Origin of the sequence: Microlunatus speluncae (genome assembly GCF_009299835.1) — a bacterium.
In the GTDB taxonomy this organism is placed as follows: domain Bacteria; phylum Actinomycetota; class Actinomycetes; order Propionibacteriales; family Propionibacteriaceae; genus Microlunatus; species Microlunatus speluncae.
Genome location: NZ_VKCZ01000020.1, coordinates 210,971 through 237,605, shown reverse-complemented (window position 1 = coordinate 237,605; position 26,635 = coordinate 210,971). Strand labels below are relative to the sequence as shown.

The 26,635-nt window shown below is 70.0% G+C and carries 27 protein-coding genes and 1 pseudogene; 15 read left to right on the top strand and 13 right to left on the bottom strand.

Translation table 11 applies throughout. The features are described from left to right. Window positions 1-21: 21 nt before the first annotated feature. Entirely contained in the window at window positions 22-753 is a 732-nt protein-coding gene (locus FNH24_RS26585) for an SDR family oxidoreductase (RefSeq protein ID WP_152365262.1), read from the bottom strand. Between the two features lie 362 nt (window positions 754-1,115). Here FNH24_RS26585 and FNH24_RS26580 point away from each other — a divergent pair, with 362 nt between their 5' ends. Then, window positions 1,116-1,877, top strand: coding sequence for a class I SAM-dependent methyltransferase (locus FNH24_RS26580; RefSeq protein ID WP_161606328.1), 762 nt, complete (start codon window positions 1,116-1,118; stop codon window positions 1,875-1,877). Further along, entirely contained in the window at window positions 1,874-3,475 is a 1,602-nt protein-coding gene (locus FNH24_RS26575) for a GMC family oxidoreductase (protein WP_152365260.1), read from the top strand. The genes FNH24_RS26580 and FNH24_RS26575 overlap by 4 nt, the downstream gene beginning before the upstream one ends. A 44-nt stretch (window positions 3,476-3,519) precedes the next feature. Here the strand turns inward: FNH24_RS26575 and FNH24_RS26570 are convergent, their stop codons facing one another. Further along, window positions 3,520-4,233, bottom strand: a complete 714-nt coding sequence (locus tag FNH24_RS26570) for a phosphotransferase family protein (RefSeq protein WP_161606327.1) — start codon at window positions 4,231-4,233, stop codon at window positions 3,520-3,522. A 363-nt stretch (window positions 4,234-4,596) separates the two neighbouring features. Here FNH24_RS26570 and FNH24_RS32735 point away from each other — a divergent pair. The 3 genes and pseudogenes from FNH24_RS32735 to FNH24_RS26560 all read left to right on the top strand — a co-directional run. Beyond that, window positions 4,597-4,710: pseudogene (locus FNH24_RS32735) on the top strand (hypothetical protein); the annotation flags it as partial. 16 nt (window positions 4,711-4,726) lie between these two features. Next, window positions 4,727-4,861, top strand: a complete 135-nt coding sequence (locus FNH24_RS32350) for a lysophospholipase (RefSeq protein ID WP_246187083.1) — start codon at window positions 4,727-4,729, stop codon at window positions 4,859-4,861. Window positions 4,862-5,096: 235 nt separating this feature from the next. Continuing rightward, the gene (locus FNH24_RS26560) at window positions 5,097-5,882 is read left to right on the top strand and encodes a sugar phosphate isomerase/epimerase family protein (RefSeq protein WP_152365257.1); all 786 of its coding nucleotides are present in this window, start codon (window positions 5,097-5,099) and stop codon (window positions 5,880-5,882) included. A gap of 528 nt (window positions 5,883-6,410) precedes the next feature. On the opposite strand, the gene FNH24_RS26555 is transcribed toward FNH24_RS26560, so the two are convergent. Next, entirely contained in the window at window positions 6,411-6,917 is a 507-nt protein-coding gene (locus FNH24_RS26555; protein WP_161606326.1) for an NUDIX domain-containing protein, read from the bottom strand. Between the two features lie 236 nt (window positions 6,918-7,153). On the opposite strand from FNH24_RS26555, the gene map reads away from it, so the two are divergent. The 3 genes from map to FNH24_RS26540 all read left to right on the top strand — a co-directional run bounded on the left by map (window position 7,154) and on the right by FNH24_RS26540 (window position 10,825). After that, on the top strand, window positions 7,154-7,921 hold the full coding sequence (gene map / locus FNH24_RS26550) for a type I methionyl aminopeptidase (protein WP_152365255.1): 768 nt from the start codon (window positions 7,154-7,156) through the stop codon (window positions 7,919-7,921). Between the two features lie 114 nt (window positions 7,922-8,035). Next, complete coding sequence (locus FNH24_RS26545) at window positions 8,036-9,199, top strand: MFS transporter (protein ID WP_246187082.1); 1,164 nt, start codon at window positions 8,036-8,038, stop codon at window positions 9,197-9,199. 144 nt (window positions 9,200-9,343) lie between these two features. Then, the gene (locus FNH24_RS26540) at window positions 9,344-10,825 is read left to right on the top strand and encodes an SGNH/GDSL hydrolase family protein (protein ID WP_152365254.1); all 1,482 of its coding nucleotides are present in this window, start codon (window positions 9,344-9,346) and stop codon (window positions 10,823-10,825) included. Between the two features lie 20 nt (window positions 10,826-10,845). Here FNH24_RS26540 and FNH24_RS26535 read toward each other — a convergent pair whose 3' ends face one another. From FNH24_RS26535 to FNH24_RS26525, 3 genes are read right to left on the bottom strand one after another with little or no spacing between them, the layout of a single operon-like run. Beyond that, entirely contained in the window at window positions 10,846-11,397 is a 552-nt protein-coding gene (locus tag FNH24_RS26535) for a GNAT family N-acetyltransferase (protein WP_152365253.1), read from the bottom strand. Between the two features lie 2 nt (window positions 11,398-11,399). Further along, window positions 11,400-11,669 carry a hypothetical protein gene (locus tag FNH24_RS26530; RefSeq protein ID WP_152365252.1) on the bottom strand — a complete coding sequence of 90 codons (270 nt, stop codon included), beginning with the start codon at window positions 11,667-11,669 and terminating at the stop codon, window positions 11,400-11,402. After that, the gene (locus FNH24_RS26525; RefSeq protein WP_152365251.1) at window positions 11,666-12,097 is read right to left on the bottom strand and encodes a hypothetical protein; all 432 of its coding nucleotides are present in this window, start codon (window positions 12,095-12,097) and stop codon (window positions 11,666-11,668) included. The genes FNH24_RS26530 and FNH24_RS26525 overlap by 4 nt, the downstream gene beginning before the upstream one ends. A gap of 622 nt (window positions 12,098-12,719) precedes the next feature. On the opposite strand from FNH24_RS26525, the gene FNH24_RS26520 reads away from it, so the two are divergent. Then, complete coding sequence (locus FNH24_RS26520) at window positions 12,720-13,151, top strand: hypothetical protein (protein ID WP_152365250.1); 432 nt, start codon at window positions 12,720-12,722, stop codon at window positions 13,149-13,151. A 63-nt stretch (window positions 13,152-13,214) separates the two neighbouring features. Then, window positions 13,215-14,237, top strand: coding sequence for an Rv2578c family radical SAM protein (locus FNH24_RS26515; protein WP_152365249.1), 1,023 nt, complete (start codon window positions 13,215-13,217; stop codon window positions 14,235-14,237). Between the two features lie 302 nt (window positions 14,238-14,539). On the opposite strand, the gene FNH24_RS26510 is transcribed toward FNH24_RS26515, so the two are convergent. Further along, window positions 14,540-16,027, bottom strand: a complete 1,488-nt coding sequence (locus FNH24_RS26510; RefSeq protein WP_152365248.1) for an alpha-amylase family protein — start codon at window positions 16,025-16,027, stop codon at window positions 14,540-14,542. A gap of 48 nt (window positions 16,028-16,075) precedes the next feature. Then, on the bottom strand, window positions 16,076-16,888 hold the full coding sequence (locus FNH24_RS26505; RefSeq protein ID WP_152365247.1) for an isocitrate lyase/PEP mutase family protein: 813 nt from the start codon (window positions 16,886-16,888) through the stop codon (window positions 16,076-16,078). A gap of 131 nt (window positions 16,889-17,019) precedes the next feature. Between FNH24_RS26505 and FNH24_RS26500 the strand changes: the two genes are divergently transcribed. Beyond that, window positions 17,020-17,388 carry a winged helix-turn-helix transcriptional regulator gene (locus FNH24_RS26500; RefSeq protein WP_152365246.1) on the top strand — a complete coding sequence of 123 codons (369 nt, stop codon included), beginning with the start codon at window positions 17,020-17,022 and terminating at the stop codon, window positions 17,386-17,388. Window positions 17,389-17,406: 18 nt separating this feature from the next. Here the strand turns inward: FNH24_RS26500 and FNH24_RS26495 are convergent, their stop codons facing one another. Next, window positions 17,407-18,003, bottom strand: coding sequence for a DsbA family oxidoreductase (locus FNH24_RS26495; protein ID WP_246187127.1), 597 nt, complete (start codon window positions 18,001-18,003; stop codon window positions 17,407-17,409). Between the two features lie 176 nt (window positions 18,004-18,179). Further along, the gene (locus tag FNH24_RS26490) at window positions 18,180-20,672 is read right to left on the bottom strand and encodes a HelD family protein (RefSeq protein ID WP_152365244.1); all 2,493 of its coding nucleotides are present in this window, start codon (window positions 20,670-20,672) and stop codon (window positions 18,180-18,182) included. 165 nt (window positions 20,673-20,837) lie between these two features. On the opposite strand from FNH24_RS26490, the gene FNH24_RS26485 reads away from it, so the two are divergent. From FNH24_RS26485 to FNH24_RS26475, 3 genes are read left to right on the top strand one after another with little or no spacing between them, the layout of a single operon-like run. Beyond that, a complete protein-coding gene (locus FNH24_RS26485) occupies window positions 20,838-22,115 on the top strand; it encodes an ABC transporter substrate-binding protein (RefSeq protein ID WP_217428556.1) in 1,278 nt (425 codons plus the stop codon). Further along, window positions 22,112-23,002: a carbohydrate ABC transporter permease gene (locus FNH24_RS26480; RefSeq protein WP_217428555.1), complete on the top strand. Its 891-nt coding sequence runs from the start codon at window positions 22,112-22,114 to the stop codon at window positions 23,000-23,002. Before FNH24_RS26485 ends, FNH24_RS26480 begins: the two co-directional genes overlap by 4 nt. After that, window positions 22,999-23,841 carry a carbohydrate ABC transporter permease gene (locus tag FNH24_RS26475; protein WP_217428554.1) on the top strand — a complete coding sequence of 281 codons (843 nt, stop codon included), beginning with the start codon at window positions 22,999-23,001 and terminating at the stop codon, window positions 23,839-23,841. Before FNH24_RS26480 ends, FNH24_RS26475 begins: the two co-directional genes overlap by 4 nt. A 62-nt stretch (window positions 23,842-23,903) precedes the next feature. On the opposite strand, the gene FNH24_RS26470 is transcribed toward FNH24_RS26475, so the two are convergent. Continuing rightward, window positions 23,904-24,299, bottom strand: a complete 396-nt coding sequence (locus FNH24_RS26470; protein ID WP_152365243.1) for a nuclear transport factor 2 family protein — start codon at window positions 24,297-24,299, stop codon at window positions 23,904-23,906. A 106-nt stretch (window positions 24,300-24,405) separates the two neighbouring features. Between FNH24_RS26470 and FNH24_RS26465 the strand changes: the two genes are divergently transcribed. Next, a complete protein-coding gene (locus FNH24_RS26465) occupies window positions 24,406-24,804 on the top strand; it encodes a winged helix-turn-helix transcriptional regulator (protein ID WP_152365242.1) in 399 nt (132 codons plus the stop codon). Between the two features lie 63 nt (window positions 24,805-24,867). On the opposite strand, the gene FNH24_RS26460 is transcribed toward FNH24_RS26465, so the two are convergent. Both FNH24_RS26460 and FNH24_RS26455 read right to left on the bottom strand, forming a co-directional pair. Then, entirely contained in the window at window positions 24,868-25,497 is a 630-nt protein-coding gene (locus tag FNH24_RS26460) for a TetR/AcrR family transcriptional regulator (RefSeq protein ID WP_152365241.1), read from the bottom strand. After that, window positions 25,497-26,465 (bottom strand): alpha/beta fold hydrolase, encoded by a 969-nt coding sequence (locus FNH24_RS26455; protein ID WP_152365240.1) that lies wholly within the window; start codon window positions 26,463-26,465, stop codon window positions 25,497-25,499. The genes FNH24_RS26460 and FNH24_RS26455 overlap by 1 nt, the downstream gene beginning before the upstream one ends. Between the last annotated feature and the right edge of the window lie 170 nt (window positions 26,466-26,635).

The window sequence follows — 26,635 nt, the reverse complement described above, 5'->3', positions numbered from 1 at the left end:
CCGCCGGCCGTCGCCCCGGCGCTACCAGGGAAGCGGGCGCTCCTCGAGGTCGGAACCGGCCGTGACCGCGGTGCCCGTCGGACCGTGCTGGGGCAGCGTCGCGAACCTGATCGGCAGCCGCGCTCCTTGGTCGGGCGTGAGCTCCCCGCGATGCCCGTTCTGGTCGGTGGCCACCGAGCCGGGCGAAACGGCGTTGACGAGGATGCCGTCGCTGCGGAGCTCGTTGGCGTAGGTCACGGTGATCGCGTTGAGAGCCGTCTTGGACGAGTTGTAGGCCAGCAGCTGGGGAAACGACGGGTCGGCCGAGGCCAGGGTCAGCGATCCGAGATCGCTGGTGAGATTGACGATCCGACCGGCCGGTGATCTCCGGAGCAGCGGCAGCATCGCATTGGTCACGGCGACCACCCCGAAGACATTCGTCTCGTACGTCTCCCGCAGGCCCTGCATCGACGACGCACTCGGCGGGTCGAGCGGACCGACGATGCCGGCGTTGTTGACCAGGATGTCCAGGACACCTTCCTCGCGATCGAGCCGATCGAACGCGGCGGTGATCGACGCCGCCTCGGTCACGTCGAGCCGCACGGAACGGGCACCCGGCGCGAGGTCTTCGAGACTGGCGGCGGCCCGCCGTCCGTTCTCCGGGTCGCGGCAACCCAGATACACCACCAGACCCAGCGCGAGCAGGCCGCGGGCCACGGCCAACCCGATCCCCTTGTTCGCGCCGGTGACCAGTGCGATGCGCTGTTCCGCCATGACCTCAGGCTAGGTGTCACCGGGTGATCACAGCTTGTGCGCGGACCACGAGGCGCTGCGGTTGTCGTCGTACCCACCTGACGGGTCCGGAAGGTGTCCGCCGACTGACCGGTCGGCGACCTGTCGCGGGCGGAGCTCGGGCGGAAGAGTCGGGGTCGGCAACGCACCCGACCACCCGAGGGGAATCCATGAAATCGCCCGCCCGCCGCAGCTCTCCGGGGTCGCCCGCGGGCGGCGGATGGCGGGAGCTCCCGCAGCCGACGTGTGACCACCACGACCCCGCGGATGGGCAGACGCGGTCCACGCATCTGACAGCTTCGGGCACCGTCGGCTATGTCCGCTGTCGCTGCGGGGCGTGGCTGGTGGTGGTCGGCGGCCGAACGCTGGCCGCGACCGGCCGGGGCCGGTCGGCCGGGGCCGGAGCGTCGGCGAAGAAGGCGGGGAACGGTGACGTCCACGCCCTGTACCGGCGATTGGCCGTGGGCTACGACCTCGCCGCCGGACTGCCCTTCATCGCGCGCCTGCGGCGGCGGCTGTTCACTCTCGCCGCCATCCGACCCGGTCAGCGCGTCCTCCTGGTCGGGGTGGGCACCGGTCAGGACCTGGTCCACCTGCCGGCCGGGGCGGAGGTGACCGGTGTCGACCTGTCGCCCGCGATGCTGGCCCGTGCCCGTGCCCGTGCCCGCCGGCCCGGCGCGACGCTGCTGCAGATGGCCGCCGAGGATCTCGACTTCCCCGACGGCTCCTTCGACGTGGTGGTGTTCAGCTTCGTACTCAGCGTCGTCGGCGACCCCGGCCGAGCGCTGGCCGAGGCGGCCCGGGTGCTCGCGCCGCGGGGCAGTATCTGGGTCCTCGGCCGGTTCTACGAGACCCCACCCGGCCCCGCCCGCCGGGCCCTGAGCCGCGTCCTGACCGCCATCGGCGGCGCCAGCCTCACCCGATCGCTGACCGCGGCCATCGGGCAGACGCCACTCCGCGTCCAGCACCGCGAGTCCGCCGGCCCGGTGGCCGACCTCATCCGACTCGCTCGCACCGACGCGCCCCCGACCCACCGGGCGGCACCACCGTCGGGCGAGGGGCCCGGTTCGGCGGCCGCCAGGCACGAGGAGGACGGACCCCGATGACCATGTACGACTACGTCATCGTCGGCGCCGGACCCGGCGGCTGTGTGCTCGCCCACCGGCTCTCCGCCGACCCGGGGACCACCGTGTTGCTGATCGAGGCCGGCGCGGCGGACACCAACCCGCTGATCGCCGTGCCGAGAGGGTTCGGCCAGTTGATCGGCGATCCGAGCATCACCTGGCAGTTCCCGACCCGCCCGATCGGCCCGGCGCAGCGGGTCGAGACCTGGGTGCGCGGCCGGACCCTCGGCGGCTCCAGCTCGGTCAACGGCATGATCTACAACCGCGGCAGCCGCGCCGACTGGGATGCCCTGGAGCAGCGGGGAAATCCCGGATGGGGCTGGGACGACCTGCTGCCCGCCTTCCGCGCCATCGAGGACAACTCGCTCGGCGCCTCGGCGGTCCGCGGTGCCGGCGGCCCTCTGCAGGTCTCGACCACCACCGGGACCGACCCGCTGCTCGAGGACGTGATCGCCGCCGGCACCGGGCTCGGCTGGCGGCGCGTCGCGGATCTCAACGAGACCGACGACGAACGCATCGGCTACGCCATGGCCACCATCCGCGACGGCCGCCGGGTCAGCGCGGCCGACGCCTTCCTCCATCCCGTCGAGCACCGCCCCAACCTGACGGTCGCCCCGGACACGACCGTCGACCGGGTGCTCCTCCGCGGAGATCGGGCGGTCGGGGTCCTCGGCCGGCACCGCGGTCAGGTGATCGAGCACCTCGCGGGCCGGGAGGTGATCCTCGCCGCGGGCGCTCTCGGCACTCCGAAGCTCCTCCAACTCTCCGGCATCGGGCCCGCCGAGGTGCTTCGCGCCGTGGGGCTCGGCGTCGCGGTGGACCGCCCGGCCGTCGGTGCCCGGTTGCACGAGCACCTCGTCTGGTCCCTGCAGGTCCGGCTGGCCGAAGACCTCGGCTACAACCGGCTGCTCGGCACCGAGGCCGGCCGGCGGGAGTCGGCAGCGGAGTACGAAGCCACGCGGCGGGGTCCGCTGGCAGCGCCGGGGTTCGACCTGGTGGCCTTCCTCAAGACCCGGGCCGGGCTCGACCGTCCCGACGCCCAGCTCCAGATCGCGCCCTTCTCCATGGCGCCGTTGGAGCCCGGGCAGGCGCTGCGCCTCGAGACCGAACCGGGGATGCTTTGCATCGGCTATCTGCTGCGGCCCGACAGCGAGGGCAGCCTTCGTCTCACCTCGGCGGATCCGGACGCCCCTCTGGACATCGACCCCAACTACCTCGCGACCGATCACGACCGGACGGTCGCCGTGGGGGTCTTCCGCGCCATGCGCCGGCTGTTCGCCGCCGAGCCACTCGCCCAGCGGATCGGCCACGAGACCGTACCCGGGCCCGCCGTCGACACCGACGACGCCATCATCGGCGCCGGACTCGACCACGGCACCTGCGGCTACCACGCCGTCGGGACCTGCGCGATGGGGCCCGACGACGACGATGTGGTCGATGCGCGACTGCGGGTCCGTGGCGTGGCCGGCCTGCGGGTGGTCGACGCCTCGGTGCTGCCGATCATGGTGTCCGGCAACCTCAACGGGCCCGTCTCGGCGCTGGCCTGGCGCGCGGCCGACCTCATCCTCGCCGACGCCTGATCCCTGACGACGGGCCGCACCGGAGGCGCCCGACCCGATCCTCGCTACGTCGTGCCGGGCGTCTCGGGCCAGCGCCGCAAGGTGACGGTCAGCTGCTCGAGATAGTCGGCCGGTCCGGCCTCGGCGAACCACAGCCAGAGCTCGGCGGCATGGATCGCCGACCAGGCCCGTACGGCGGCCCGGTCGGCGCCGTACTCGTCAACGATCACGTCGAAGGCCCGCGGATCCTTCTGCGCGGCACCCCAGGCGGCCCGGGCCAGCTCGCGAAGGGGGTCGCCGCGGTGCGCGGCCTCCCAGTCGACGACGGCCGTGATCCTGCCGTCGATCGCCAGCAGATTCGCGTCCGTCCAGTCGCCATGGCAGAACACCGCCGGGCCGGCCGGCGGGATGGCCAGCGGCAGGGGCGGCCCGCCGGCCTCGCGGTAGCGCCGGATGATCAACGCATCGTCCGGGGCACTCGGCAGTCCCGGTGGCGGCTGCAGCCCGTGCACCTCGCGCAGCAACGTCATCGACGCGCGGAGACCGGCGAGGCGTATGTCGGGCTCGTCGCCGTCCAACCGTCGACCCGGCAGCAGCGTCATCAGGATCGAACCCGGCTCGACCCGGATCAACTCGGGCACCGGCAGGCCGGTGGGCGCCAGAGCCCGCAGGGCCAGCACCTCGGTGTCATGGCGCGCCGGATCCGCCATCCGCTTCTCGACCACCGATCGCCCGTCGTGCTCGACCAGCCGGACGTGACCCACCGCTCCCTGCCGCATCCGATCATTGTCCGGGACTCCGTCCTCGTCCCGACCCGATGCGGGCGGTGGCCGGGTGCCCGTGCCCGTGCCCGTGATCATCGACGCGGAAACGCGCCCGCGCCAACTCGACACCCCTGGGACACAGAGACGGCCGTCAGCACCTCCGGCGCCGGGTTGGTCCATACTTCGGGGTGCGACGGTGGTGCTGCCGTCGTGCCGGTCGAGACTGCGGACCAGGTGCGTGTCGCCGGCCCGGGCGGAGAAGTCACGTTCTGCGGGATGTCCGGGCCGGCCCACGCGGGCCGCGGGCGCTATCCGCACGTCGCGGACTGGCTCAGCGGCCGGCGCGGTGGTGACCGGTCCCGATCATGAGGGCACGGGTTGTCGGCCGGCGACCGGGTGCTGATCACCGACTACGAGGCCGTGGTCGATGATCTCGACGCGACAGTCGATCTTGCCCTGCACCACCACCAACCCGATCGGCCGGTGATCATGATCGGGCACTCTGGCCGTGATCGACAACGGCGATCTCGGCGACCTGCCGACCCTGTGGGTGCACGGCGAGGCCGACACCCTGGTCCCGATCGGGCCGAGCCGGGCCGGGATCGAACGGATCCGCGGCACCGCGCTGCGCCAGATCGGCTAACCCGAGGCCCGGCATGAGATCTTCAACGAGACCAACCGGGAGCAGGTGCTGAACGACGTGATCGACATCCGCCCGACCGTGGACCGCTGACCGAGCCGGCGGGTGATCACGTCTCCGGCCGTATGCCGTCTCGAACGATGATCTTGCCGGCGCCCCGGCCTCGGTGACGATCAAGCCCGGGGCAGACTGGGATCCGGCCGTTCGGCCGACGACACCACGAGCTCGGAGTGCATCCATGACGACGTCACCGACCGGCACGCCGGGTCTGGTCTCCTACACGTACCGCAACGAGTTCCAGCAGGATGTCGGCGCGACGCTGGACCTCGTCCAGGGTCTCGGGATCACCGACCTCGAGTTCTCCAGCCTGTTCGATCACTCGGCCGAGGACCTCCGGCGGCTGCTGGACGCGCGGGGGTTGCAGTGCTCCTCGTACGGCGTCGGCTTCGCCGAGCTGCAGAGCCGGACGGCGGAGATCATCGCCGAGGCGAAGGTGCTGGGCGCGGACTTCGTGCGGGTCGCGTGGATCCCGCACGAGGCCCCGTTCGGACCGGCCGACGCCGAGAACGCGATCGCGATCTTCAACCGGATCGGAGCATCGCTGCATGATCACGGGCTGACGTTCTGCTATCACAATCACGGCTACGAGTTCGCCCCGCACGACGGGCAGACGCTCTTCGACCTGATGGTGCAGAGCACCGATCCCGAGACCGTCGGCTTCGAGCTGGACATCCTGTGGGCCCACTTCCCGGGTGCCGATCCGGCGCAACTCCTGCGCACGTACTCGGAGCGGTTCCACCTGATGCATCTGAAGGACCTGCGCCGCGGCGTGGTCGGCGATCTGACCGGCAAGACGGCGCAGGAGAACGACGTCGCCCTGGGCGACGGACAACTCGACCTGCCGGGGATCCTGCAGGCGGCCGCCCGCTCGTCGATCAGCCACTACTACATCGAGGACGAGAGCCCCTCGGTCGCCCCCCAGGTGCCGCGCAGCCTGGCCTACCTGGCGACGCTCACCCCCTGACAACCCGCGGTGAGAAGCCCCGGATCCGTCGCACCCCGGTCCCGGCCTCGGCCTCGGCGACCGGCGACCCCAAGCTGAGCGGTGTCGTCGCCGCTGAACCGTGGTCGTCCGGAGATCGGGGAAGATCCCGCCGGGACTGACCGGTGACTGACCGGCAGGAATTTCCCCGCAGCGCGCGCCGACCCCGGCGGAGTTGGCGGAGGCACAGGTCAGGGGCCGATGTAAGGGTTGTTAGGGGTAAGGGCGTGACCGGAGGATAGGGGTGTGTTCCCGCCGCATCAGTTTCCACGCCCCGCCGGATCGCACGGATGGTCGGCCGGGTCGACGTTCGAGCCAGGCGATCGGAGCTACCAGCGCTGCGCCTGTGGGGCCTGGCGGATCCTGCAGCGAGACGAGGAGTTCTGGCGCTCCACCCAAGAGCCGTGCCCGGAAGCGCCGCCGATCGAGCCGGTGCCGCGCGGCTGGCCGCACCGCAAGGCCTGGGGCGCCTCCCGTCTCTTCTTCTAACCGACTCTCCGCTGCGCCGCATCAGGCCGGGAGGAGCGGCAGCCAGTCCGGGTTGGTGCAGCGGGACTGGATCTCGGCGCGGGTCAGCCAGGCGGCGTCCGTGCTCTCGTGACCCGGCTCCGGGCCGAGCGGGAGCGGCTGCGGCACCGCGGCGGCGAAGAAGACCATGAAGCTGACCGGGTACGGGTAGCGGTCCTCGGGCGGGCGCTGCTCGCGGGTGATCCGGGTCCAACCGAGCAGCCGCAGGGCCGCGAGATCGAGGCGCAGCCCGGTTTCCTCCGCCAACTCACGCAGCGCCGCCTCCGCCGCGGACTCGCCCGGATCCAGGTGCCCGCCGGGGATGTCCCAGCCGCGGCCCGGGCGGTCGATGAACGTCATCGCGATCCGGCCGCCCAGCTCCGTGGCGACGACGAAGCCGCAGGTGATCAGTTCAGCTGGCGGATGGGCGGCGGAGCGGACGAGGTCGATCCGGTGCGGGACGGTGATCTCCGGGATGGTCTTCGACCAGAGCACGGTCTCGGCTGTCACGAGGCACCAGTCTAGGAAGAAGGCCGCGGTAAGCTGCCGGGAATGGACCTGATGCACGTTCGTTCTCTGAGCCAGGCGGCCGGACTCGACCATGTCAGCCCTTCGACGGGCTCAGGGAACGAACAACCACCTCGGGCGCCGTCGACCCCTGGCCGGGGCGGAACCCGTTCCCGACCGACCCCGACCGGAAAGGCCCCGGAAGCTTCGCCGAGCGCGGGACAAGGCAGAATCGTCGTGTGATCGAGTACCGAACGCCGGCAGAGATCGAGCAGATGCGAGCCGCGGGGAGCTTCGTCGCGTCCGTGTTGACCGAGCTGCGCAACCAGGCCGATGTCGGCACGAATCTGCTGGAGTTGGACGAGATCGCGCACGAGATGATCAAGGATCGCGGCGCGACCTCGTGCTACATCGACTATCACCCGTCCTTCGGGGCCAGCCCGTTCGGCAAGGTGCTCTGCACGTCGATCAACGACGCCGTGCTGCACGGCCTGCCGCACGACTATCGGCTGGAAGAGAGCGACCTGGTCAGCGTCGACTTCGCCTGCGAGGTCGACGGCTGGGTGTCGGACTCGGCGATCTCCTTCGTGGTCGGCGAGCCACGGGCGGCGGACCTGAAGCTGATCGAGACGACCGAGGTCGCGCTCGCCGCCGGAATCGAGGCGGCCCGGGTGGGTCACAAGCTCGGCGACATCTCGTACGCGATCGCCCAGATCGCGGGCAAGGCCGGCTACAAGATCAACACCGACTTCGGCGGCCACGGTGTCGGCCGCACCATGCACGGCGATCCGCACGTGCCCAACAACGGCCGCCGCGGCCGCGGGCTGCCGCTCAAGGCCGGCCTGGTGATCGCGATCGAGCCGTGGTTCCTGGAGACGACGGACAAGATCTTCACCGACAAGGACGGCTGGACCCTGCGCAGCCAGGACGGCTCCCGCGGCGCCCACTCCGAGCACACCATTGCAATCACCGACGACGGCCCCCTGATCCTGACCGCCCGTACCTAAACCCGCACTCCACCACACCAAACGCGGCAGTTCCGCTCGTTCGCGGCAGTTGCAACTGCCGCGGATCGCTGTAACTGCCGCGTTTGTGGCAGTCAAGAGGAGGCACGGGTACGGGTGATCGGCCGAGGTCTGCCGCGGGCTGTGGTTGTGCTCGGCGTCATCTCGTTCTGCGTGGCGGTCGGGTTCGGGGTGTTGGTGCCGGTGCTGCCGGTGTTCGCGCGCTCGTTCGGGGTCGGCAACTTCGAGGTCGGCGCGGTGATCTCGGCGTTCGCGCTGATGCGGCTGCTCAGCGCACCGCTCTGTGCCCGGTTGATCACCCGGTTCGGCGAGCGGCTGGTGCTCGGCGTCGGGATGTATCTGGTCGCGGCGTCGGCCGGCGTGTCCGGGCTGGCCGAGACCTACCCGCAGTTGTTGATCTTGCGGGCGGTCGGCGGCATCGGGTCGGCGATGTTCACGGTGTCGGCGATGACGTTGCTGCTGGCCTCGGTCGCGCCGGATCGGCGGGGCCGGGCGACGGGCTTCTTCCAGGGCGGCTTCCTGATCGGCAGCATGGCCGGGCCGGCGATCGGCGGCGGGCTGTCGACGATCTCGCTGAACGCTCCCTTCTTCTTCTACGCCGGGGCGTTGGTGGTCGCCGGGACGGTCGGGTTGATCTTGCTCCGCTCGCCCGGACCGGGGTCGACCGACGCGGCCATCCAGCCCGTGCCGCTGCGGACCCTGCTCGCCGACCGCCGGTTCCAGGCCGCCTGTGTGACCAACCTGGCCCAGGGGTGGACATCGTTCGGCGTCCGCAGCTCGCTGGTGCCGGTGTTGATCGTCGACGTGCTGCACGGCGAGCCCGCCTGGACCGGGATCGCCTTCGCCGTCGCCGCGGTGGTGCAGACCATCGCGGTCGCGCCGGCGGCCCGGATCACCGACACCGTCGGCCGTCGCCCGGCCATGATCATCGGCTGCCTGCTGGCCGGCGCGACCGTGGTGGCGATCCCGTTCGCGTCGAACATCGTGCTGCTGGTGATCATCCTCTGCGGTTACGGCGTCGCCGCCGCCTTCCTCGGCACCGCCCCGGCCGCGGCGGTCGGCGATGCCGCCGGTGGCCGGGCCGGGCGCGGGGTCGCGGTGTTCTCGATGTGCGCCGACTTCGGTGCGATCGTCGGGCCGCTGGTCGCCGGGGTGCTGGCCGACCACGTCTCCTATCCGGTGGCGTTCGGGGTCGGCGCGGTGTTGATCTTCGTGGCGGCCGGATTCTCGTTCCGGATGCCGGTGGAGCGGAAGGCGTAGCAGATCGGGCTTGCCCCCTTCGACAGGCTCAGGACATGCTTCGACAGGCTCGGGGAGCGAACGAACCTGCTTCGGGGGATTGGAACCCGGCCGAACAGCGCTTAAGGTTCTGCTTGATTCCGTTGGTCCGACGGGGGAGTCACGATGGCTCGATTCGCTGCGGTTCTCGCGTCGCTGCGGCGTTTCCACGGCCCGGCCCTGCTGCGGAACCTCGCCCGGATCGGCCGCCGGTCACCGCGGGTCGCGGTGGCCACCCTCGCGTTCAGCGTGATCCTGTTCGGCGCGATCCCCACCGCCCAGGCGTTCGGTCTTGCCGTCGATGACGTACCCGTTGAAGGTTTGAACGGGCAGCGGGCGGGCTGGGTCGGCAGTTGGATGACCGCGGTCGACCGCGCCGGGCGATCCGAGCCGGCCGCCTCGGGTTTCACCGATCAGACGCTGCGACAGGTCGTCGATCTGTCCCTCGGCGGCGACCGGATCCGGGTCCGGCTGAGCAACGTCTTCGGCGACCGCGACCTGCGGATCGGTGCCGCGACGGTCGCCCTGCGCCGAGGAGCGGCCGGGGCGGGCACCGCCGGACAGCCGCTGCGGCTCACCTTCCACGGCGCGACGGCGACGACGATCCCGGTCGGCGCCGAGGCGCTGTCCGACCCCGTCGCGCTGCCGGTGCCGGACGGCAGCCACCTGGTGATCAGCCTGTATCTGCCGGTCCCGACCGGCCGCGCCACCTGGCACCGGCACGGCTGGGCGACCAGCTATCGGGCCGCCGGTGACGCCAGCGCCGATGCGCGGTCCGGCCGGTTCACCGCGATCGGGCCGTCCTTCTATTTCCTGGCCGGGGTCGACGTGCTGACCCGTTCGGCCGGGGCCGTGGTGGCGTTCGGGGATTCGATCACCGAGGGCTGCTGTGAGGCGGGATCGATCGATGCCGACGCCAGCTATCCGGATCGGCTGGCGGCGCGGCTCCGCGACCGGTTCCCCGACCGGCCGGCCGTGCTCAACGCCGGCATCAGCGGCAACGCCCTGCTCTCCGACGGCGCCGGACTGAGCGCGCTCACCCGCTTCGACCGGGACGTCCTCGGCCAGACCGGGGTGCGGACGGTGATCATCCTGGAGGGGATCAACGACATCATCCACAGCCGCGGCGCCGTCCGGCCGGAGCAGCTGATCCGGGCCCAGGCCGAGCTCGTCCGCCGGGCCCGCGCCCGTGGCTTGAGGGTGGTCGGGGCGACGCTGACCCCGTTCGGCGGCTCCGGCGGCTTCACCGCGGCCGGCGAGCAGGATCGGCGTACGGTCAACCGGTGGATCCGGTCGAGCGGCGTCTTCGACGCGGTGATCGACTTCGACCGGCTGCTCCGCGACCCGAACGATCCGGCACGACTCCGGGCGGCCTTCGACCCGGGTGATCATCTTCATCCGACCGCGGCCGGCTATGCCGCGATGGCCGCCGCCCTCGATCTGCCGATCATGATCAAGGACCCGGAACCGGATGATCATCCCGAGCGGAACCATCACCCCGACCTGGCCGTACTCGTCGCGGTGCAGTTGTTCCTGCGCGAGGAGGAGCGACCGACGATGTTCGGTGATCACTGGATCGCCGCGCTGGCCGTCCAGCTTCCGGCCTGAGCCTGAGCCTGGACCGACGCTCAGGGTCGAGCCGGGACCTCGAAGATGATCTCGCGCCCGTCCTCCTCGTCCCACTGCTCGCCGACCTCGACGAAGCCGTACTGCTCGACCAGCGTCCGGGAGGCGACGTTGTCGGGGCTGATCGTGGCCCGCACGACGGCCACGTCCGGCTGGTCCCGGGCGACCGCGAGCAGCGTCTCCAGTGAGGCACGGGCGTAGCCGTTCCGGCGGTGCTGCGGGTCGATCCGGTAGCCGATCTCGACCATGCCGCGCGCGTCCGGCCGGCCGTGGAACCCGGCGATCCCGACCGCGCCGGTGATCCCCGGCACGACCGCGAGTCGGCTGATCCACGGCGCGTCGGCCGGCTCGGTCTCGACCTGCCCGCTGCGGAACCGCCACAGCCAGGCACACTCCTCGCCGATCAGGTACGGGGTCAGCAGGTCGCTCCCTTCGGCCTCCGGCCCGCCGTCGCCGCGGGCCAGTTCGTGCAGCAGCGGGACCGGGAGCTGGACCAGGGTGATCGCCGGTCCGGGGGTGCCCGGATGCGGCCAGGGATCGGTCAGAGTCGTCATGGTCAGGCCACTCTAGACAGCCGATCTTCTCCCGGCTGTTGCGGCATCAGACCGAACAGGACCGAGACGTCGCGCAGCCGGTCAGGATGGAGCCGCACCGGGGTGAGCAGCCAGCCGTCCAGCAGTCGTTGCAGGGTGCGGTCGACCTCGATCACGATCGGCTCAGTGAGGGTCGGGGCAGCTCGGCGGAGGCGGCCGAGCTCGGCGTCGATGATCTCCTGGCCACGTCGCCGCAGCGACTCCAGCACTTCGTCCTCGGCGGCGATCGTCACCCGCCGGCCCGCGCGATCAGCGGAGCCGGGCTGCCTGGCCGGAACAGCAGCCAGGTGGTGATCACGATGAGCGAGACCCCGAGCGGCACATGGACCATGATCGTGCCACCGCCACCGAGTGCGCTCTGCACCATGCCGCCGACCAAGATCACCGCGGCCGCCGCGATCGGCCAGGCCGGCCCGCGACCCGGGCGGAACAGCAAGATCGCCGCGACCACCAGTAACAGGGCGAAGAGGTGCACGAACGTGGCGCCGGCACCGTGCAAGGATCCCAGCGTGCCGCGGCCGAGCAACTGGCCCGCGGTCACCGTCTGCAGCAGCAGCGACAGCAGCTCGAGCAGGACCATCACCCGGAACAGCTGCCAGGGCCAGCGCGATCGTCGTACGACCTCGGTCTCCTCCAGATGCAACGGTTCGTTGACCGCCATGTGGGCCCCTTCCAGCGCAGACGGATGATCACCCCCGAGCATCGTCCTGGCGCCGGCGTGTGTCGTCCGCCGGATCGCGACTTTCGGGTACGTTCCGGGGCGTACGGCCGCTACGACACGGAGATGACGGGTGCTGATCAACTCGTCGGACTGTGCCAGGGAACCGGATCCAACCCGCTCCTCCGGCGCTTGTGCGCCGGATGGGAAGGACGCGCCGAGGACGGCGGGCCGGTCAGACGGAGCCGATCCCGCCTACCTCCGGTTCGGTACGGGTGGCGGCAGCTCCGGGAGGGTCTCCGAAGCACGCGAGTGGACGCTTTGGCCGCGAGTTTCTGCCGCGAGGCTGGTCAACGCGTCCACTCGGTGAGCGAACTGCGCCGAAGGGCGAAGGGCGACTCCGGCAACCAGCCGACGGTCGGCAGTGGAGGCTCGATCCTGCCCAACCCGCCCGTCCCTGGCGCGCCTTTCGTCATCCAGCGGCGCTCGATGGTGCGACCAGAGCGTCGACGCGCCACCCGCTGGTCTCCCCTTCGTCAGGCTCGGGGAAAAGAACAAGCGCGCGGCCCGGCCCGCACTTCGGCGGGCTAAGGGACAGACCGCACGGCCATGGCACGATCGGGGCATGACGCCTACGGTCGCGTTGGGGCTGCTGCTCTGGCTGCACTCGGCCGGCGAGGGCGGCCGGCTCCGGTCGATCGTCAGCCACCGCACGGACCGGTTCCGCTATCGGCCGAACTGGTGCCTGGCCGGGATGACCCCGCCGGATCAGACCGGGGCCCCGGTGTTCGGCTTCGACCGGGAGGTGATTCATCCCGGCGGTCATCCGGCGAAGGCGGTGATCGTCGTCCCCTTCGCCGAGCAGGTCCCGCTGTGGCGGGATCGGGCGCCGGCCGGCGCCCAGCTCGTGCTCTACGAAGGACCGCGACGGCACGGCGTGGCCCGGGTGATCTGGCAGGCGCCGGCGCACTGGCCGGTTGGCGACGACGAGGCGCCGACTTTCGCCGGCTGGCTCGACGGGGGACCAGAGCCCCGGCCAGAGCCCGGCCGTGATTGACATCGATTCGAACTTGTGTTCGACTCAATCTCGCGGAGGAGACGAGGGTCGTGAGGTGGTCCGGTGCGCTGGGAGGGACGACGAGTCGATGCGGTCGACGACTCCGCGCTTCCCGGCCTGGGGCAGTTCAGTGGGCTGGTCCGTAGCGTCCGGACGCCGGAGTTCGCCGGGATCACCTTCCATGAGGTGATGGCCAAGTCGGCGCTCAACCAGGTGTCGGCGCAGAGCGCGATCATGCCCGGGGCCTGGACGATCAACCCCTATCGCGGCTGCCAGCACGGCTGTGTCTACTGCTTCGCCCGGCCGACCCACAGCTATCTCGACCTCGACACCGGCACCGACTTCGACACCCAGATCGTGGTCAAGATCAACATCGTCGACCGGCTGCGGCAGGAGCTGCGCCGCAAGGGCGACCGGGTGGAGGGGGTGAACCTCGGCACCAATACGGATCCGTACCAGCGGGCCGAGGGTCGCTACCGGCTGATGCCGGGGATCATCGGCGCACTCGCCGACCACGGCAAGCCGGTGTCGATCCTGACCAAGGGCACCCTGCTGCAACGTGATCTTCCGCTGCTGGCCGACGTCGCCGACCGGACGCCGGTCAGCCTGGCCGTGTCGATCGCGGTCTACGGCGACGACGAGCTCCGCGCCTCGGCCGAGCCACACACCGCGACCACCAAGGCCCGGCTCGGCCTGGTCCGGGCGATTCGTGATCATGGTTTCGACTGCACCGTGCTGCTGATGCCGGTGCTGCCGTACCTCACCGATGATCATGATCACCTCGACGCCGCCCTCGGGCAGCTGAGCGAGGCCGGCGCGACCAACGTGCACGTCGGCGCCCTGCACCTGAAGCCCGGCGTCCGGGAGTGGTATCTCGGCTGGCTGGCGCGGACCCACCCGGGCCTGGTCCCGCGCTACCGGACCCTGTACGGCCGTGGTTCCTACGCCCCGAAGTCCTACCGGGAGGAGCTGGCCACCACCGTTGCTCCGCTCCGCCGTCGCCACGGCTTCGACCGCTCCGCCCGCAGCCGCCTGATCGTGCCCGCCGAACCCGAGCCGCCCGTCCATCAGTCGCCACTTTTCTGACGCACAAAGTCTTGCGGCTCGGCCTGCGTTGTTCTTCAATCAAGGCATGAAGACCATGATCGAGCTCGACGACGCAGCTCTCGCTGCGGCCGCCGCCGAACCCGGAACCTCGAGTGCGGAGACTAGTGTCGTTCCCTGAGCCTGTCGAAGGGGCCGAGGGATCGCACGACTTGTTCGTTACCTGGGCCAATCGAAATGATCTTGGATGATCTTGCTTGCCCTTCGACAGGCTCAGGGAACGTAGACCCAGACCTCCACACCAACTCTCCCCGCTCTCTCCACCAGGCTCCGGGCACAGAGCACTAACGCAGGCCGAGTTCGTCCAGGGCATCGCCGGCCCCGGACAGGTTCTCCAGGAACATCTCGGAGTATTTGCGGCTCAGCACCACGCCGTGGGCGCCGCCGTTGAAGGCGGCGAGGACGGCGTCCTTCACGCTGGCCCGGGTGCACTGGGTCAGGTCGTCGCCGGTCGATACATCGATGTTGAGGGCGAGGCCGGTGACGCTCTCGTTCCGCTTCTTCCGGTCGGCCACGGCGGCGGGCGCGGAGCCGACCGGGATGTCGATGTCGATCCCCGGAAAGATCTTGGTGTCCGGGCCGACACTGGCCAGCGCCCGCTCGGTCTCCCGTTTCACGTAGTCGGCGGTGAAGCCGACCTGCGGAAGTTGATCAAGATCGGCCTCGTCGTAGTTGAGCAGCCCCTGCAGCACCCCGTACGACTTCTCCGGGCCGAGATCGGCGAACAGGAACCGGGAGATCGAGTGCACCCAGTGATGGAAGCGCGGGCCGGCGCAGTTGTTGTAGGCGACCACCTTGATGAAGTCGGACAGCTTGCCCAGCTCGGCGTAGTCCTGGTCGGCCCGGTAGAACGGGCTGAACGAGATGTCGTGGAAGACGTGCCAGCCGACCTGCACCTGCCGGTTCGCGGCCTTGGCCACCCCGTAGATGTCGCGGTAGAGCTGGCGCTGGCTCTCGGTCCACAGGTTCTGCCAGCCGAGCACCTCGGGATAGCGCAACAGCACCCGCCAGAACGCGGTGAACGCCCCGTCGCTCGGCCGCTCCCCCGCCTGCAGTTTCTGGTTCCAGTCGAGCAACTCCTGATAGCCCTGCCGGGCCCGTTCCGGATCGAGCCCGCGGTCCCGCGCAATCGCGCTGCAGTGCCGGCAGAAGCAGGTGATCCCGGTGGCCGACATCGGTCCCTGCAGGGTCGTGTTCAGCGGGCCGGGCCGTTCGGAGCACCAGGCCAGCCCGTCCAGGTCGTAGCTCTGCACGTAGTCCTCGACGATGCCGAGGTGCCAGTTGCGGTAGTCCGGATTGTTGAAACACGGCCGCGACGACGGCCGGCCCCAGACGTCGACCTCCATCGTCGCCGGCATGCCCGGAATGTCCCGCACCGCCTGGATGTAGCTGCTCTCCTCCATCCAGGCGTAGGACTGGATGCCGCGCTTCTTCGCCTCGGCGATCACCTCGCCGAGCAGGTCGAAGTCGGGGTGCTCGGGGTTCTTCGGCACCGGCGGCAGGCTGGTGTTGCGGTAGTACTCGGGATGGGTGGTGGCGTAGTTGCCGCCGACGAAGTCGTGGTCGTACGCCTGCCCGCCGTGGTCCGGGATAGGGTGCCCGGGCACGGCGCGGCCGCCGGTGCCGCGGGTCCAGGTCGGGGTGGCCAGGAACAGGTTGTTCACCCCCGCCCGGGTCTGGAATTGATCAAGAACCGGTTCGATGCCCTCGTCGACGAACGAGATGGCACCGACCTGGATCGCGATCACCGGATTGACGGGCTGTTCGGACATGAGAAAGAGACTATTTCCATTCCGTACGGCCAGCGGCCGGCGTTCCGGTCAGCCGAACAGGGCGTTGAGGTTCACCGGCGGGCGCTCGGTCGGGAAGCCGTCGAAGGATCCGGACTCGGCCAGCCGCGAGGCCGCCTGGAAGACACCCGCCCAGGCCGCGAAGGCCAGGCCGCCGCCGATGCTGATCCGTCGCACACCCCGCTCGGCGTAGTCGGCGACAGTCAGGTCCGGCCGGAAATGGAGCACGTTGACCGGCTTGGGCGCGACGGCCGACACCACGGCGGCGATCTGCTCGTCGGTCTGGATCGCCGGGGCGTAGAGGCAGTCCGCGCCGGCCTCCGCGTACGCCTGCAACCGGGTGATCGTGTCGTCGAGATCCGGATTGCCGACGAAGAAGTTCTCGGCCCGGGCGGTCAGCACCGCGCCGCTGCCGCTCTCGTCGATCGCGCGCCGGGCAGCCCGGATCCGCTCGGTCGCGGTCTCGAGGTCGAACTGGGCCTGCTCCGGATCACCGGTGGAGTCCTCGATCGACAGCCCGGCGATGCCGGTCGCCAACGCCAGCCGTACGTTTTCGGCGACCTGATCGGCATCCTCGCCGTACCCGTTCAGGAAGTCGGCGCTGACCGGGAGGTCGGTGGCCGCGGCGATGTCGGCCAGGTGGGCCAGCATCTCGTCCCGGGACACGCCGCCGTCGGGCCGGCCGCGGGTGAAGGCGAACCCGGCGCTGGTCGTCGCCAGCGCCCGGAATCCCACGGACTCCAGGTATTTCGCGCTGCCCGGATCCCACGGGTTGGGGATCACGAAGCAGCCGGATTCGTGCAGCTCCCGCAGGGTGTTGATCTTGTCTTCGATGGTGGGCAACGGTCCATCCCTTCCGCGATTCGGGAGGCCAAGCGTAGGACCGGGGACTGACAACGGCGCCCGGCGGGTTTGACCGGTAATCCGAGCAGAGCTAACTTCACGGCAGGTAGCTCTCCGATGGAAAGTTGATCATGATGGCGCGAGCGTCCCGGGATGACCCGTTCGATCAGGACTGCCCGAGCCGGATGGCGCTCAACCACGTGGCCAGCCGCTGGGGCATCTTGATCATCTGCTCGCTGCGGGGTGGGCCGCGGCGCTTCTCCGAGCTGCGCGGCCAGGTCGGCGGGATCAGCGAGAAGATGCTGTCGCAGAACCTCCGCCAGTTGGCCGCCGACGGACTGGTCGAGCGCGAGGTGGTGCCGACCAGCCCGCCCCAGGTGTCGTACGAGCTGACCGAGCTGGGGCAGGAGCTGTCGGTCCACATCCAGGGCCTGGTGGACTGGGTGATCCGGCGGTCGGACCGGATCGTCGCCGCACAGGCCCGCAGCGCGGCCCAGTGATCGTCCGGCCAGTGATCGTCAGGCGGCGGCCAGCGCGTTGATCAAGTCGTCCAGCCCGGCCGCGACCAGGCCGACCCGCCGGTCGAGCACCAGGGTCGGCACCGCCCGGATCCCGTAGCGGTCGGCGAGCTCCCGGTCGGCGGCGATCGCGTCCCGGTACGCATCCGGCGCCGGCACCTCCAGCCCGGCCGCCGCGGCGATCTCCCGCCGCACCTCGGGGTCACCGATCCAGCGACCCTCGACCGTGTAGGCGCGCATCAGGGCCTCCGCGACCTCCAGCCCCCGGCCGTGCGCGCTCGCGTGCTTGATCAACCGATGGGCCTCGTACGTATTCGCCGGCCGGGCCCGGTCCAGCCGATAGTCGAGCCCGGCCTCCCGCGCCTGCGCGGTGACCAGCGCCAGCCGGCGATCGTTCTCGACCGAGCCGATGCCGAGCCGCTGCAGATGAAACTCCGGCAGCGTCCAATCGAGATCGTCCGGATAGGTCGGGTCGAGCTGGAAGGACCGCCAGACCACCTCCGCCGGCAGGTCGACCACGGCCAGCGCCTGGTCGAGCCGGCGTTTGGCGATGTAGCACCACGGGCAGACGGGATCCGAGAACACCTCGATCAGCATGATCACGACGATAGTGTCAAAGCTAACCTTTCAGAAGTACGTACCGACAGGTTAGCTGCTAACCAACAAGTGCCGCGAACGCGTCAGTTACAGCTATCCGCGGCAGTTGCAACGGCCGCGGATGCGCGTAACTGCCGCGTTTGCGCTGGTCGGGCGCAGCGACTGACGGCGCAGGGTCAGAGGGTGAAGTCGGATAGGGGGATCAGGCCTAGGCGGCGGGTGGGGCGGGTGGCGGCGACGTAGAGGTCGGCGTGGCCGCGAAGCGGCCCTGGTGGATGCTCGCCGCGGCGGCCGGCGGCGAGGATCTCCTCCGGCGCGACGATGATCACGCCGTCGAATTCCAGGCCCTTCGACTCCTCCGGGGTGAGCACGGCGACCGGGGCGTCGAGAAACCCCTTCTCGGCGAAGGTGGTCGCCTCCGGACAGACGGTGCGGACCAACTCGCGGCAGGCCTCGACCCGATCCGCCGTCGTGATCACGGCAACGATCCCGGCGCCGAGCAGGTCGCGCTCCGCGGTCAGCAGTTCCGGCAGATCCCGGGCCAGCGCCTCGGCCGTGGTCGGCTTGGTCCACGGCTCGTCCCCGTCGGGCCGGGCGGCCCGCGGCACCGTGCCGTCCGAGCCGCTCGCGGCCAGGATCCGGCCGGCGAACTCCAGAATCGGTCCGGTGGAGCGATAGCTGACGGTCAGCGCCTCGCGCCGCCACCGCCCGGCCGCCACGGGATCGAGCGCGCCGGCCCAGGAATGCGGGCTGTCCGGAGACGAGGCCTGGGCGAGGTCACCCACGGCGGTCATCGAGCCGGTCGGACAGCGGCGGGCGAGCACCCGCCAGGCCATCGGCGACAGCTCCTGGGCCTCGTCGATGATCACGTGGCCGTAGGCCCACTCCCGGTCCCGGCGGGCCCGGTCGGCCAGCGGTTCGATCACGCCGGCGTCGTAGTAGCGGGCCAGCACCTCCGAGCCCTCGATCCGGATCTCGCCGTAGTCCTCGTCGGCGTACTCCAGGGCCAGCTCGGCCGCCTCCTCGGCGGCCAGGTCGAGCTCGTGCCCCTCGGTCTCCCGGATCGACTCCGTCCGCCGCCGGTGGGCCGCTTCGGCGTCGAGCAGCTCCTGGGCCGGGCCCAGGAGCTCGGCCAGTTCGTCGAGCAGGGGTACGTCGGAGACGGTCCAAGCTCGGTGGTCGGGGGATGGTTCGGAGGTGAATCGGGCCTGCCCTTCGACAGGCTCAGGGGACGAAGTCGATCGGGCCTGCCCTTCGACAGGCTCAGGGAACGGACCCGACGCGGATCCGGCTTGCCCTTCGAAGCGGCTGGGCGCTGTCGGGTCATCGGCGAGGGCGGCGCGTTCGGCCTCGGTCAGGTCGGCGCCGACCCGCCGGCGCAGCTCAGCGTCGGAGAAGAGATCGGTCAGGACGCGCTCCGGGGTGAGCTCGGGCCACACCTGATCGGCCGCTCGCGCGAAACCGTCCGAGGCGGCCAGCAGGGCCCGAGTGCCGACCGGGTCGAGCATGTCCTTGAGGCTCTTGTCCTCCTCGCCCTCGATCAGGTCGGGCACCTCGACCTCGTCGATCATCCGCTCCAGCCGATCCATCTCGCGGCCGACCAGCTCGTCCAGCAGGAGGCCGACGACGTACGGCCGGACCCGGTTGTGGGTGAGCTGCAGGTGGCCGGCCCGTTCCCGGGCCCGGTCCCGGACGCCGCGGCAGAAGTCCGCGTCCAGCTCGTGCTCGTCCTCACCGACGACGACGTGCAGGCCACCCTCGGGCGCCCGCTGATAATCCGCGACCGCGGCGCTGAGCAGGCCCGCCATCCGCGGATCGCCCTTGATCATCGCCGTCTCCGGCGGATCGATCGTCGTGGTCCGCAGCGGCGGGTAGAGATCACCGACGGAGCTGAGCACGACGTCGGTCTCACCCAGGCCGGGCAGCACCTGCTCGACGTAGCGGAGGAAGGTACGGTTCGGGCCGATCACCAGGATTCCCTTGTCCTGCAGGCGATCCCGGTGGGTGTAGAGCAGGTACGCGGCGCGGTGCAGGGCGACCACGGTCTTGCCGGTGCCCGGACCTCCTTCCACCACGAGGATCCCGGACAGGCCTGAGCGGATGATCGTGTCCTGCTCGCCCTGGATGGTGGCGACGATGTCGGCCATCCGGCCGGTCCGGGCCTGCCGCAGCGCGTTCAGCAGCGCGGCCTCGCCGGTCAGTTGATCATCGCCGTCGACGCCGGTGAAGTCGAGGACGTCGTCGTCGACCCCGACCACCTGCCGGTTGCGGAGATGGATGTGCCGGCGCAGCCGAATGCCGAGCCGCTCGGCCGGGGTGGCCCGATAGAAGGCGGCGGCAACCGGGGCCCGCCAGTCGATCAACATCGGATCGCGGTTGTCGTCGGCGATGCCGGTGCGGCCCAGATAGAGCCGGTCACCGTCGTCGGTGTCGAGGCGGCCGATCACCAGGCCCCGTTCGGCCGCGGTCAGGCCGGCGGCGCGCTGGGCCAGGCGTTCGGCGAGATGCTGCCGCTCCCGTACCCCCTGGTCGGTTTCGGTGGTGGAGTCGCGGATGGTGCTGGTGAGCTGGCGCTCGGCCTCCGCGCGGAGGTGGTCGAGGCGGGCGTAGATGGTGTCGACGTAGTTCTGTTCGGCGGTGATCTCTGACTGAGCGGACGGAACACTCATACGGATGGATCGCTCCTGCGTGCCGTGGGTGAGCGCCGGACTCGGCGCGGGCGTGAGCGTACCCGACGATTCAAGGGTCGCTAGGGTGCTGAACGCAAGCAACCTGAAATAAATTCCGTACAGTCGGCGGAATTTTCTTGAGGTCGATGCCGATCGGAGGGGACTGTGGGCCGAACCGACGTCCGAGGGGTCGCGCTGCTCGCCGCGCTGCTGCTGGTGACCGCGCTGGCCGGCTGCGGCGATCCGGCCGCCCGCGCCAACGAGGTCAAGGTGACGCTGGCCAACCACGTCTGGAGCACGGCGATCCAGAAGCTGATCCCGGAGTTCGAGGCCGAGACCGGGCTGGACGTGACGGTCTCGACGCTGGGCGAGAACCAGCTGTCCGACCAGTACAACGTGAAGCTCAACGCCGGCACGGACGACATCGACGTGATGATGTTCCGGCCGTTGCAGGAGGGTCGCCAGTTCATCCACAACAAGTGGCTGGCCGACCTGACCGACCGGACCGGGGACGCGGCCTATCGCTGGGACGACTTCATGGAGTCGGCCCGGGGCGCGGTCAGCGACGGCGACCGGGTGTACGGGGTGCCGTTGATCACCGAGCGGGAGATCCTCTATTACAACGCCGACCTGCTGCGGCGGGCCGGGATCGACGGACCGCCGGAGACGCTGGACGACCTGATCACCGCGGCGCGGCAGGTCAAGGAGCGGGTGCCGGACACGTTCGGCTTCGTCGCCCGCGGCCAGCGCTCGCCCGCGGTGACCCAGTTCTCCAGCTACCTGTTCTCCTGCGGCGGCGACTTCGACGACGGCACCAGGTCGACCCTGAACACGCCGGAGGCGATCCGGGCGTACGAGATCTATACCGAGCTGCTCCGCGAGGTGGGCCCGCCGGGCACCTCGAACATGAACTGGCCGGACGCCTTCGCGGTGTTCCAGCAAGGCCGCGCGGCATTCCTGACCGACGCGGACAGCCTGTTCGCCAACCTGACCGATCCGGAGAAGTCGCGGGTCGCCGATCAGGTCGGCTTCGCCCGCTTCCCGGCCGGCAGCGCCGGTTCGAAGCCGTACAACGTGACCTCGTGGGGGCTGGCGATCAACGACGTCTCGACCCACCAGGACAACGCCTGGCGCTTCGTCCAGTGGGCGACCTCGCCGGAGGTCACGTTGCGGATGCAGCAAGCCGGGACTCCGAGTGCCCGGGACTCCGTCTGGGCCGACCCGTCCAGCACCGCGAACCTGCCGCCCGAGCTGGTCCGGGTGATCAAGGACAGCTTCTCCGGCTCGGTCGGCCATGATCGGCCGCGGTTGATGAAGGTGCCACAGGCCCGTGACATCGTCGGCGGTCCGCTGGTCACCGGCCAGGAGGGCGGCGACATCGCGGCGGCCGCGGCCAAGGCAGCCGAGGAATACAACGAACTGCTGGCCAAGGAGCGCCGATGAGTTCCGTCGGGACGTATCTCAACCGGCACCGGAAGTGGGTGCTGGCCGGCCCGGCGATGATCTTCGTCGTCGCCATGATCGCCTTCCCGGTGGCCTGGACCGTCTATCTGAGCGTCACCAACGCCTCGGGTTCGGTCCGGGCGGACAAGATCTTCGTCGGGCTGGACAACTATGTCGAGATCCTGACCGATGTGGAGCGGTTCTGGCCTGCGGTCGGCCGGACCGCCGTGTTCACGGTGGGCGCGATCGTGCTGGAGTTGATCTTCGGGATGATCATCGCGCTGCTGCTGTGGCGGCCGTTCCGTGGTCAAGGGCTGGTCCGGTTGGCGATCCTGCTGCCGCTGGTCGCGACCCCGGTCGCGGTCGGGATGATGTGGCTGTTGATCTTCGAGCCGACGATCGGTGCGGCCAACCAGCTGCTGGAGCTGGTCCGGATCCCGGCCCAGGGCTGGATCTCCGATCCCGACCAGGCACTGCCGACGCTGATCTTCATCGACGTCTGGCAGTGGACCCCGATGGTCACGCTGATCCTGATGGCCGGGCTGACCGCCCTGCCGGGCGAGCCGGACGAGGCGGCCCGGGTGGACGGAGCGTCGAGCTGGCAGCGGTTCTGGTTCGTCACCCTGCCGCTGCTGGCGCCGACCGTGATCGCCGCCGTACTGCTGCGCAGCATCGATGCGTTGAAGACCTTCGACATCCTGTACGCGACCAAGGGCAAGGGCGGTGGCTCGGCGCATGAGGTGGAGACCCTGAACATCTACGCCTACGGGCTGAGCTTCGACTACAACGAGTACGGGTTGTCCTCGGCCGTATTGATCATCTTCTTCCTGATGATCGTGGCGGTGGTCGCCGTGCTCGTCCTGCGTCGGGGAAAGGCGGCACCGTGAACCGCGGGCGGAAGCGGCCGGGCCGGACTCGGCGACAGTGGCTCCGGGTCGGCCGCGTGATCGCGTTGGCGGCGATCGTGATCGGCTTCGCCGTCCCGCTGATCTGGATGGTGCTGGCCTCCTTCAAGACCAGTCTGGACATCACCGACCCGACCCGGACCCTGGTCTTCACCCCGACCCTGGCCAACTACGGCACCGTGTTCGGGCAACAGAACTTCCTGCCGTTCATCGGCAACAGCCTGATCGTCGGCGCCCTGTCCACGTTGCTGTCGCTGGTGCTCGGCGTGCCCGCCGCGTATGCGATGAGCCGATTCCGGATGGGCGGCTCGGCCGGGGTGGTGCTGCTGGCCCGGATCATCCCCGGTGTCAGCCTGCTGGTGCCGTGGTTCTACGTCTTCGCCAACCTTCGGCTGGTCGGCAACTACTCGGCGCTGGTGCTGTCGCACATGTTCGTCGCGTTGCCGCTGATCGTCTGGATCATGATCGGCTACTACGACCAGATCCCCGAGGAACTGGAGGAGTCGGCCCAGGTCGACGGGCTGACCCCGTTGGCCGCGTTCGCCCGGATCACCCTGCCGCTGTCCACGCCGGGCATCGCGACAGCGAGCATCCTGGCCTTCATCTTCTCCTGGAACAACTTCATGTTCGCCCTGGTGCTGTCCGGCGAGAACACCCGCACCCTGCCGGTGGCGATCTTCAACTTCATCGCGTACGCCAGCATCGACTGGGGCGGCCTGATGGCGGCCTCGGTGATCATCACCGTACCGATCATGATCATCGCCCTGTTCACCCAGCGCTACATCGTCGCCGGCATGACCGCCGGCGCCACCAAGGGCTGACCCCCACCGAGTTGTCAGAACTGAGTTGTGCCAGAGGGCAACTCAGTTCTGACAAGTCGGCTTCAGCCCCAGAAGGTGTCCTCGGCGGGACCGTCGGCGGAGAACAGGTGCACCTCGACGATCCGACCGTCGCGAACTGTCAACAGGTCGACTCCGGCCATGTCCATCGCCGCGGTCGCGGTTCGGCCGGAGAAGCGCACCGGCACCGCGACCAGCTCGCCGTTGGTCATCGCCGGACCGGTGACCGCGAGCTGGAATGTCCCTTCGCTGACCTCCATCATGCCGCCCAGCAACGCGGCCACTTCCTCGGCGCCGCGATGATCACCGGAGAACCGGTTGGCGCCCGGCTGGCGCCAGAGCACCGCCGGGCTGAACCTCGCGAGCGCCGCCGGGACATCGCCACGGCCGAGGGCCTCGAAGTAGCCGGCGACCACCGCAGCCGGAGTCTGATCTGACATCCTGATCTCACTTTCCGGTGTCGAATTTCCCTTGTCAGATCCAATGATTACAATCGGTTACCTGTTACCTCAACGTAACTAAAGGCCCGAGCTCGAGGAGATTTCGATGGCCACGCCCGACTGGAACGTGATGCTGGCGACCTGTCCGTCCCGCACCTCGCTGGCCCGGATCGCGAACAAGTGGACGGCGATGATCGTCATCGCGCTCAGCGACGGGCCGCTGCGCTTCGGCGCGATCCGGCAGGCCGTCGACGGGATCAGCGGCAAGGTGCTGGCCGACACCCTGCGCGACCTGGAGCGGGACGGGATCGTCCTCCGCTCGGCGTACAACGAGATGCCACCCCGCGTCGAGTACGAACTGACCGAACTCGGCCGGACCCTGCACGAACCGCTCGGTGCCCTGGGCCGTTGGGCCGAGCAACACATCGAGCGAGTGCTCGACGCCCGCGACCGCTACGACAACCGGACGACCGGCCCTGCCGCCGACCACCTGATCACCGCCTGATCTCCACCGAGTTGTCAGAACTGAGTTGTGCCATAGGGCTACTCAGTTCTGACAAGTCGGCGTTCAGGTGGCGGGGTTGCGGGCGCCGTGGTGGAGGAGGTCGAGGAGTTGGGTGGTGGCGGGGGCGAGGTCGAGGGTGGGGTCGGCCAGGGCGGAGTTGGCGATGCCGTCTACGGCGCCGCCGAGGATGATCGCCAGGGACGTCGGGTCGAGGTCGGGGCGGTAGCTGCCCTCGGTCTTGGCCGCGGCGATCAACTGGGCAAGTTCCTGGTGCCGGGCGGGCGATTCCGGGCGGTCCGCGACGCCGGTCTCGTCGCTCTCGACGATCGCCTCGGTGATCATCCGGGCGTGCGTCGGGTGCCGGGCGACGTAGTCGATCATGGCGGTCAGGTAGGCCTCGACCCGGCCCTCGGCCGACTCCGCTGCCAGGATCCGCTCGGTGACGTGCTCGATCATCGCGGTGATCACGGAGTCGTACGCGGCCTTGATCACCGCGGCCTTGCTGGCGTAGTGATAGATCACCGCGGCCTTGGTGATGCCGGCGGCGTCGGCGATCCGTTGCAGCGAACAGCGGGCGTAACCGTGGGCCGCGACCAGCTCGATCGTCACCTCGATCAGCTGCGCCCGGCGAGCCTGTTCGGTGAAGGTCGCCTGCCGTCCGGCCCCCCGAGCGGAGCCTTTCCGTGATGGCATCAGGCCAGACTATTCGCGAACTCGGCGACGTCGGCGGCGATCTCGTCCGGATATTCGCCGTTGATCGCGTGCGAGGCCTCGGGATAGACCTTGACCGTGCCGCGCCGCAGGGTCTGCTCGGCGAAGGCGGCGGCCGCGGCCGAGTCGTGCATGACCGAGCGCCCGGCCATGATCACCAGGATCGGCACGTCGATCGCGGCGAGTTGCTCGGCCGGGAACCGGGTCGGTGACGGCAACTGCTTGGCGTAGCTCTGCATGCCGACCTCGATCAGGTCGGCGACCGGTACGTCCTCGACCGGCGCCCCGTTGGCCGTCCAGCTGTTGAAGTCGTCCCGCCAGCTCTTCGGCGCGAACGGCAACGCCACCGGGATGGACCGCAGGATCACCGACAGCGGCAGGTCGTTGAAGGTCGTCGCCGGGTCGAGGACGACCGCGCCGGCCACCTTCCCGGTGCGGTGCACGACGTGGTTCATCACGTTCCAGCCGCCCAGCGAGGAGCCGAACAGCAGCAGCTTCTCCTCGGGCAACTGGCCCAACGCCTCGTCCAGCCAGCGCGCCTGATCCTCCCCCGAGACGATCGGCCGCTCCTGCACGCTGCGGCCCGGCTCGCCGATCATGTCCACCGAGTAGACGTCGCTCACCCGGAGCAGGGACGGCAGGTTGTCGGCCCACATCGGCGTCGAGGCGGACGTGCCGGGCAGCAGCACCACCGGCGGGACCCCCGTCTCGGCCCCGGACCAGCGATAGAGCCGGACCACGCCGTAGCTCGTCCGCAGCTCCAGCGTCCGCTCCGGCTCCGGCAGCTCGGCCATCGCCCGATCGTAGGCGGCCGCAAACCTGTCGTACCCCTCGGCCGAGCGGAAGTGCCCGACCGGTGACGGCTCCCGCAGCACGAAGGTCACCGCCCCGATCAGCACCACGATCACCACCAGCACAGGCACCAGGACCCGGCCTCGACGTTTCGACATCTGCAGCTCCTAACCTTGTGGTCAGTCAACTTACCATATGGTTAGTCGAGACGGCGCGACCCGTGTCGGCCGACGCGACCGCTGCAGTGGTCGCGTCGGCTGGTATCGGTCGCGCGGCGCGCGGTAGCCTGCCGGGAACTCGGGGTTCACTGCGGATGCTGCGACCGGGC

Bases quoted from the DNA above. Each gene is read 5' to 3' on its own strand.
- FNH24_RS26490 (WP_152365244.1), bottom strand. From the start codon at position 20,672: ATGAGTGTTCCGTCCGCTCAGTCAGAGATCACCGCCGAACAGAACTAC.
- FNH24_RS26465 (WP_152365242.1), top strand. From the start codon at position 24,406: ATGGCCACGCCCGACTGGAACGTGATGCTGGCGACCTGTCCGTCCCGC.
- FNH24_RS26455 (WP_152365240.1), bottom strand. From the start codon at position 26,465: ATGTCGAAACGTCGAGGCCGGGTCCTGGTGCCTGTGCTGGTGGTGATC.
- FNH24_RS26525 (WP_152365251.1), bottom strand. From the start codon at position 12,097: ATGGCGGTCAACGAACCGTTGCATCTGGAGGAGACCGAGGTCGTACGA.
- FNH24_RS26585 (WP_152365262.1), bottom strand. From the start codon at position 753: ATGGCGGAACAGCGCATCGCACTGGTCACCGGCGCGAACAAGGGGATC.
- FNH24_RS26535 (WP_152365253.1), bottom strand. From the start codon at position 11,397: ATGACGACTCTGACCGATCCCTGGCCGCATCCGGGCACCCCCGGACCG.
- FNH24_RS26460 (WP_152365241.1), bottom strand. From the start codon at position 25,497: ATGCCATCACGGAAAGGCTCCGCTCGGGGGGCCGGACGGCAGGCGACC.
- FNH24_RS26500 (WP_152365246.1), top strand. From the start codon at position 17,020: ATGATGGCGCGAGCGTCCCGGGATGACCCGTTCGATCAGGACTGCCCG.
- FNH24_RS26480 (WP_217428555.1), top strand. From the start codon at position 22,112: ATGAGTTCCGTCGGGACGTATCTCAACCGGCACCGGAAGTGGGTGCTG.
- FNH24_RS26540 (WP_152365254.1), top strand. From the start codon at position 9,344: ATGGCTCGATTCGCTGCGGTTCTCGCGTCGCTGCGGCGTTTCCACGGC.
- FNH24_RS26470 (WP_152365243.1), bottom strand. From the start codon at position 24,299: ATGTCAGATCAGACTCCGGCTGCGGTGGTCGCCGGCTACTTCGAGGCC.
- FNH24_RS26575 (WP_152365260.1), top strand. From the start codon at position 1,874: ATGACCATGTACGACTACGTCATCGTCGGCGCCGGACCCGGCGGCTGT.
- FNH24_RS26510 (WP_152365248.1), bottom strand. From the start codon at position 16,027: ATGTCCGAACAGCCCGTCAATCCGGTGATCGCGATCCAGGTCGGTGCC.
- FNH24_RS26570 (WP_161606327.1), bottom strand. From the start codon at position 4,233: ATGCGGCAGGGAGCGGTGGGTCACGTCCGGCTGGTCGAGCACGACGGG.
- FNH24_RS26520 (WP_152365250.1), top strand. From the start codon at position 12,720: ATGACGCCTACGGTCGCGTTGGGGCTGCTGCTCTGGCTGCACTCGGCC.
- FNH24_RS26495 (WP_246187127.1), bottom strand. From the start codon at position 18,003: ATGCTGATCGAGGTGTTCTCGGATCCCGTCTGCCCGTGGTGCTACATC.
- FNH24_RS26560 (WP_152365257.1), top strand. From the start codon at position 5,097: ATGACGACGTCACCGACCGGCACGCCGGGTCTGGTCTCCTACACGTAC.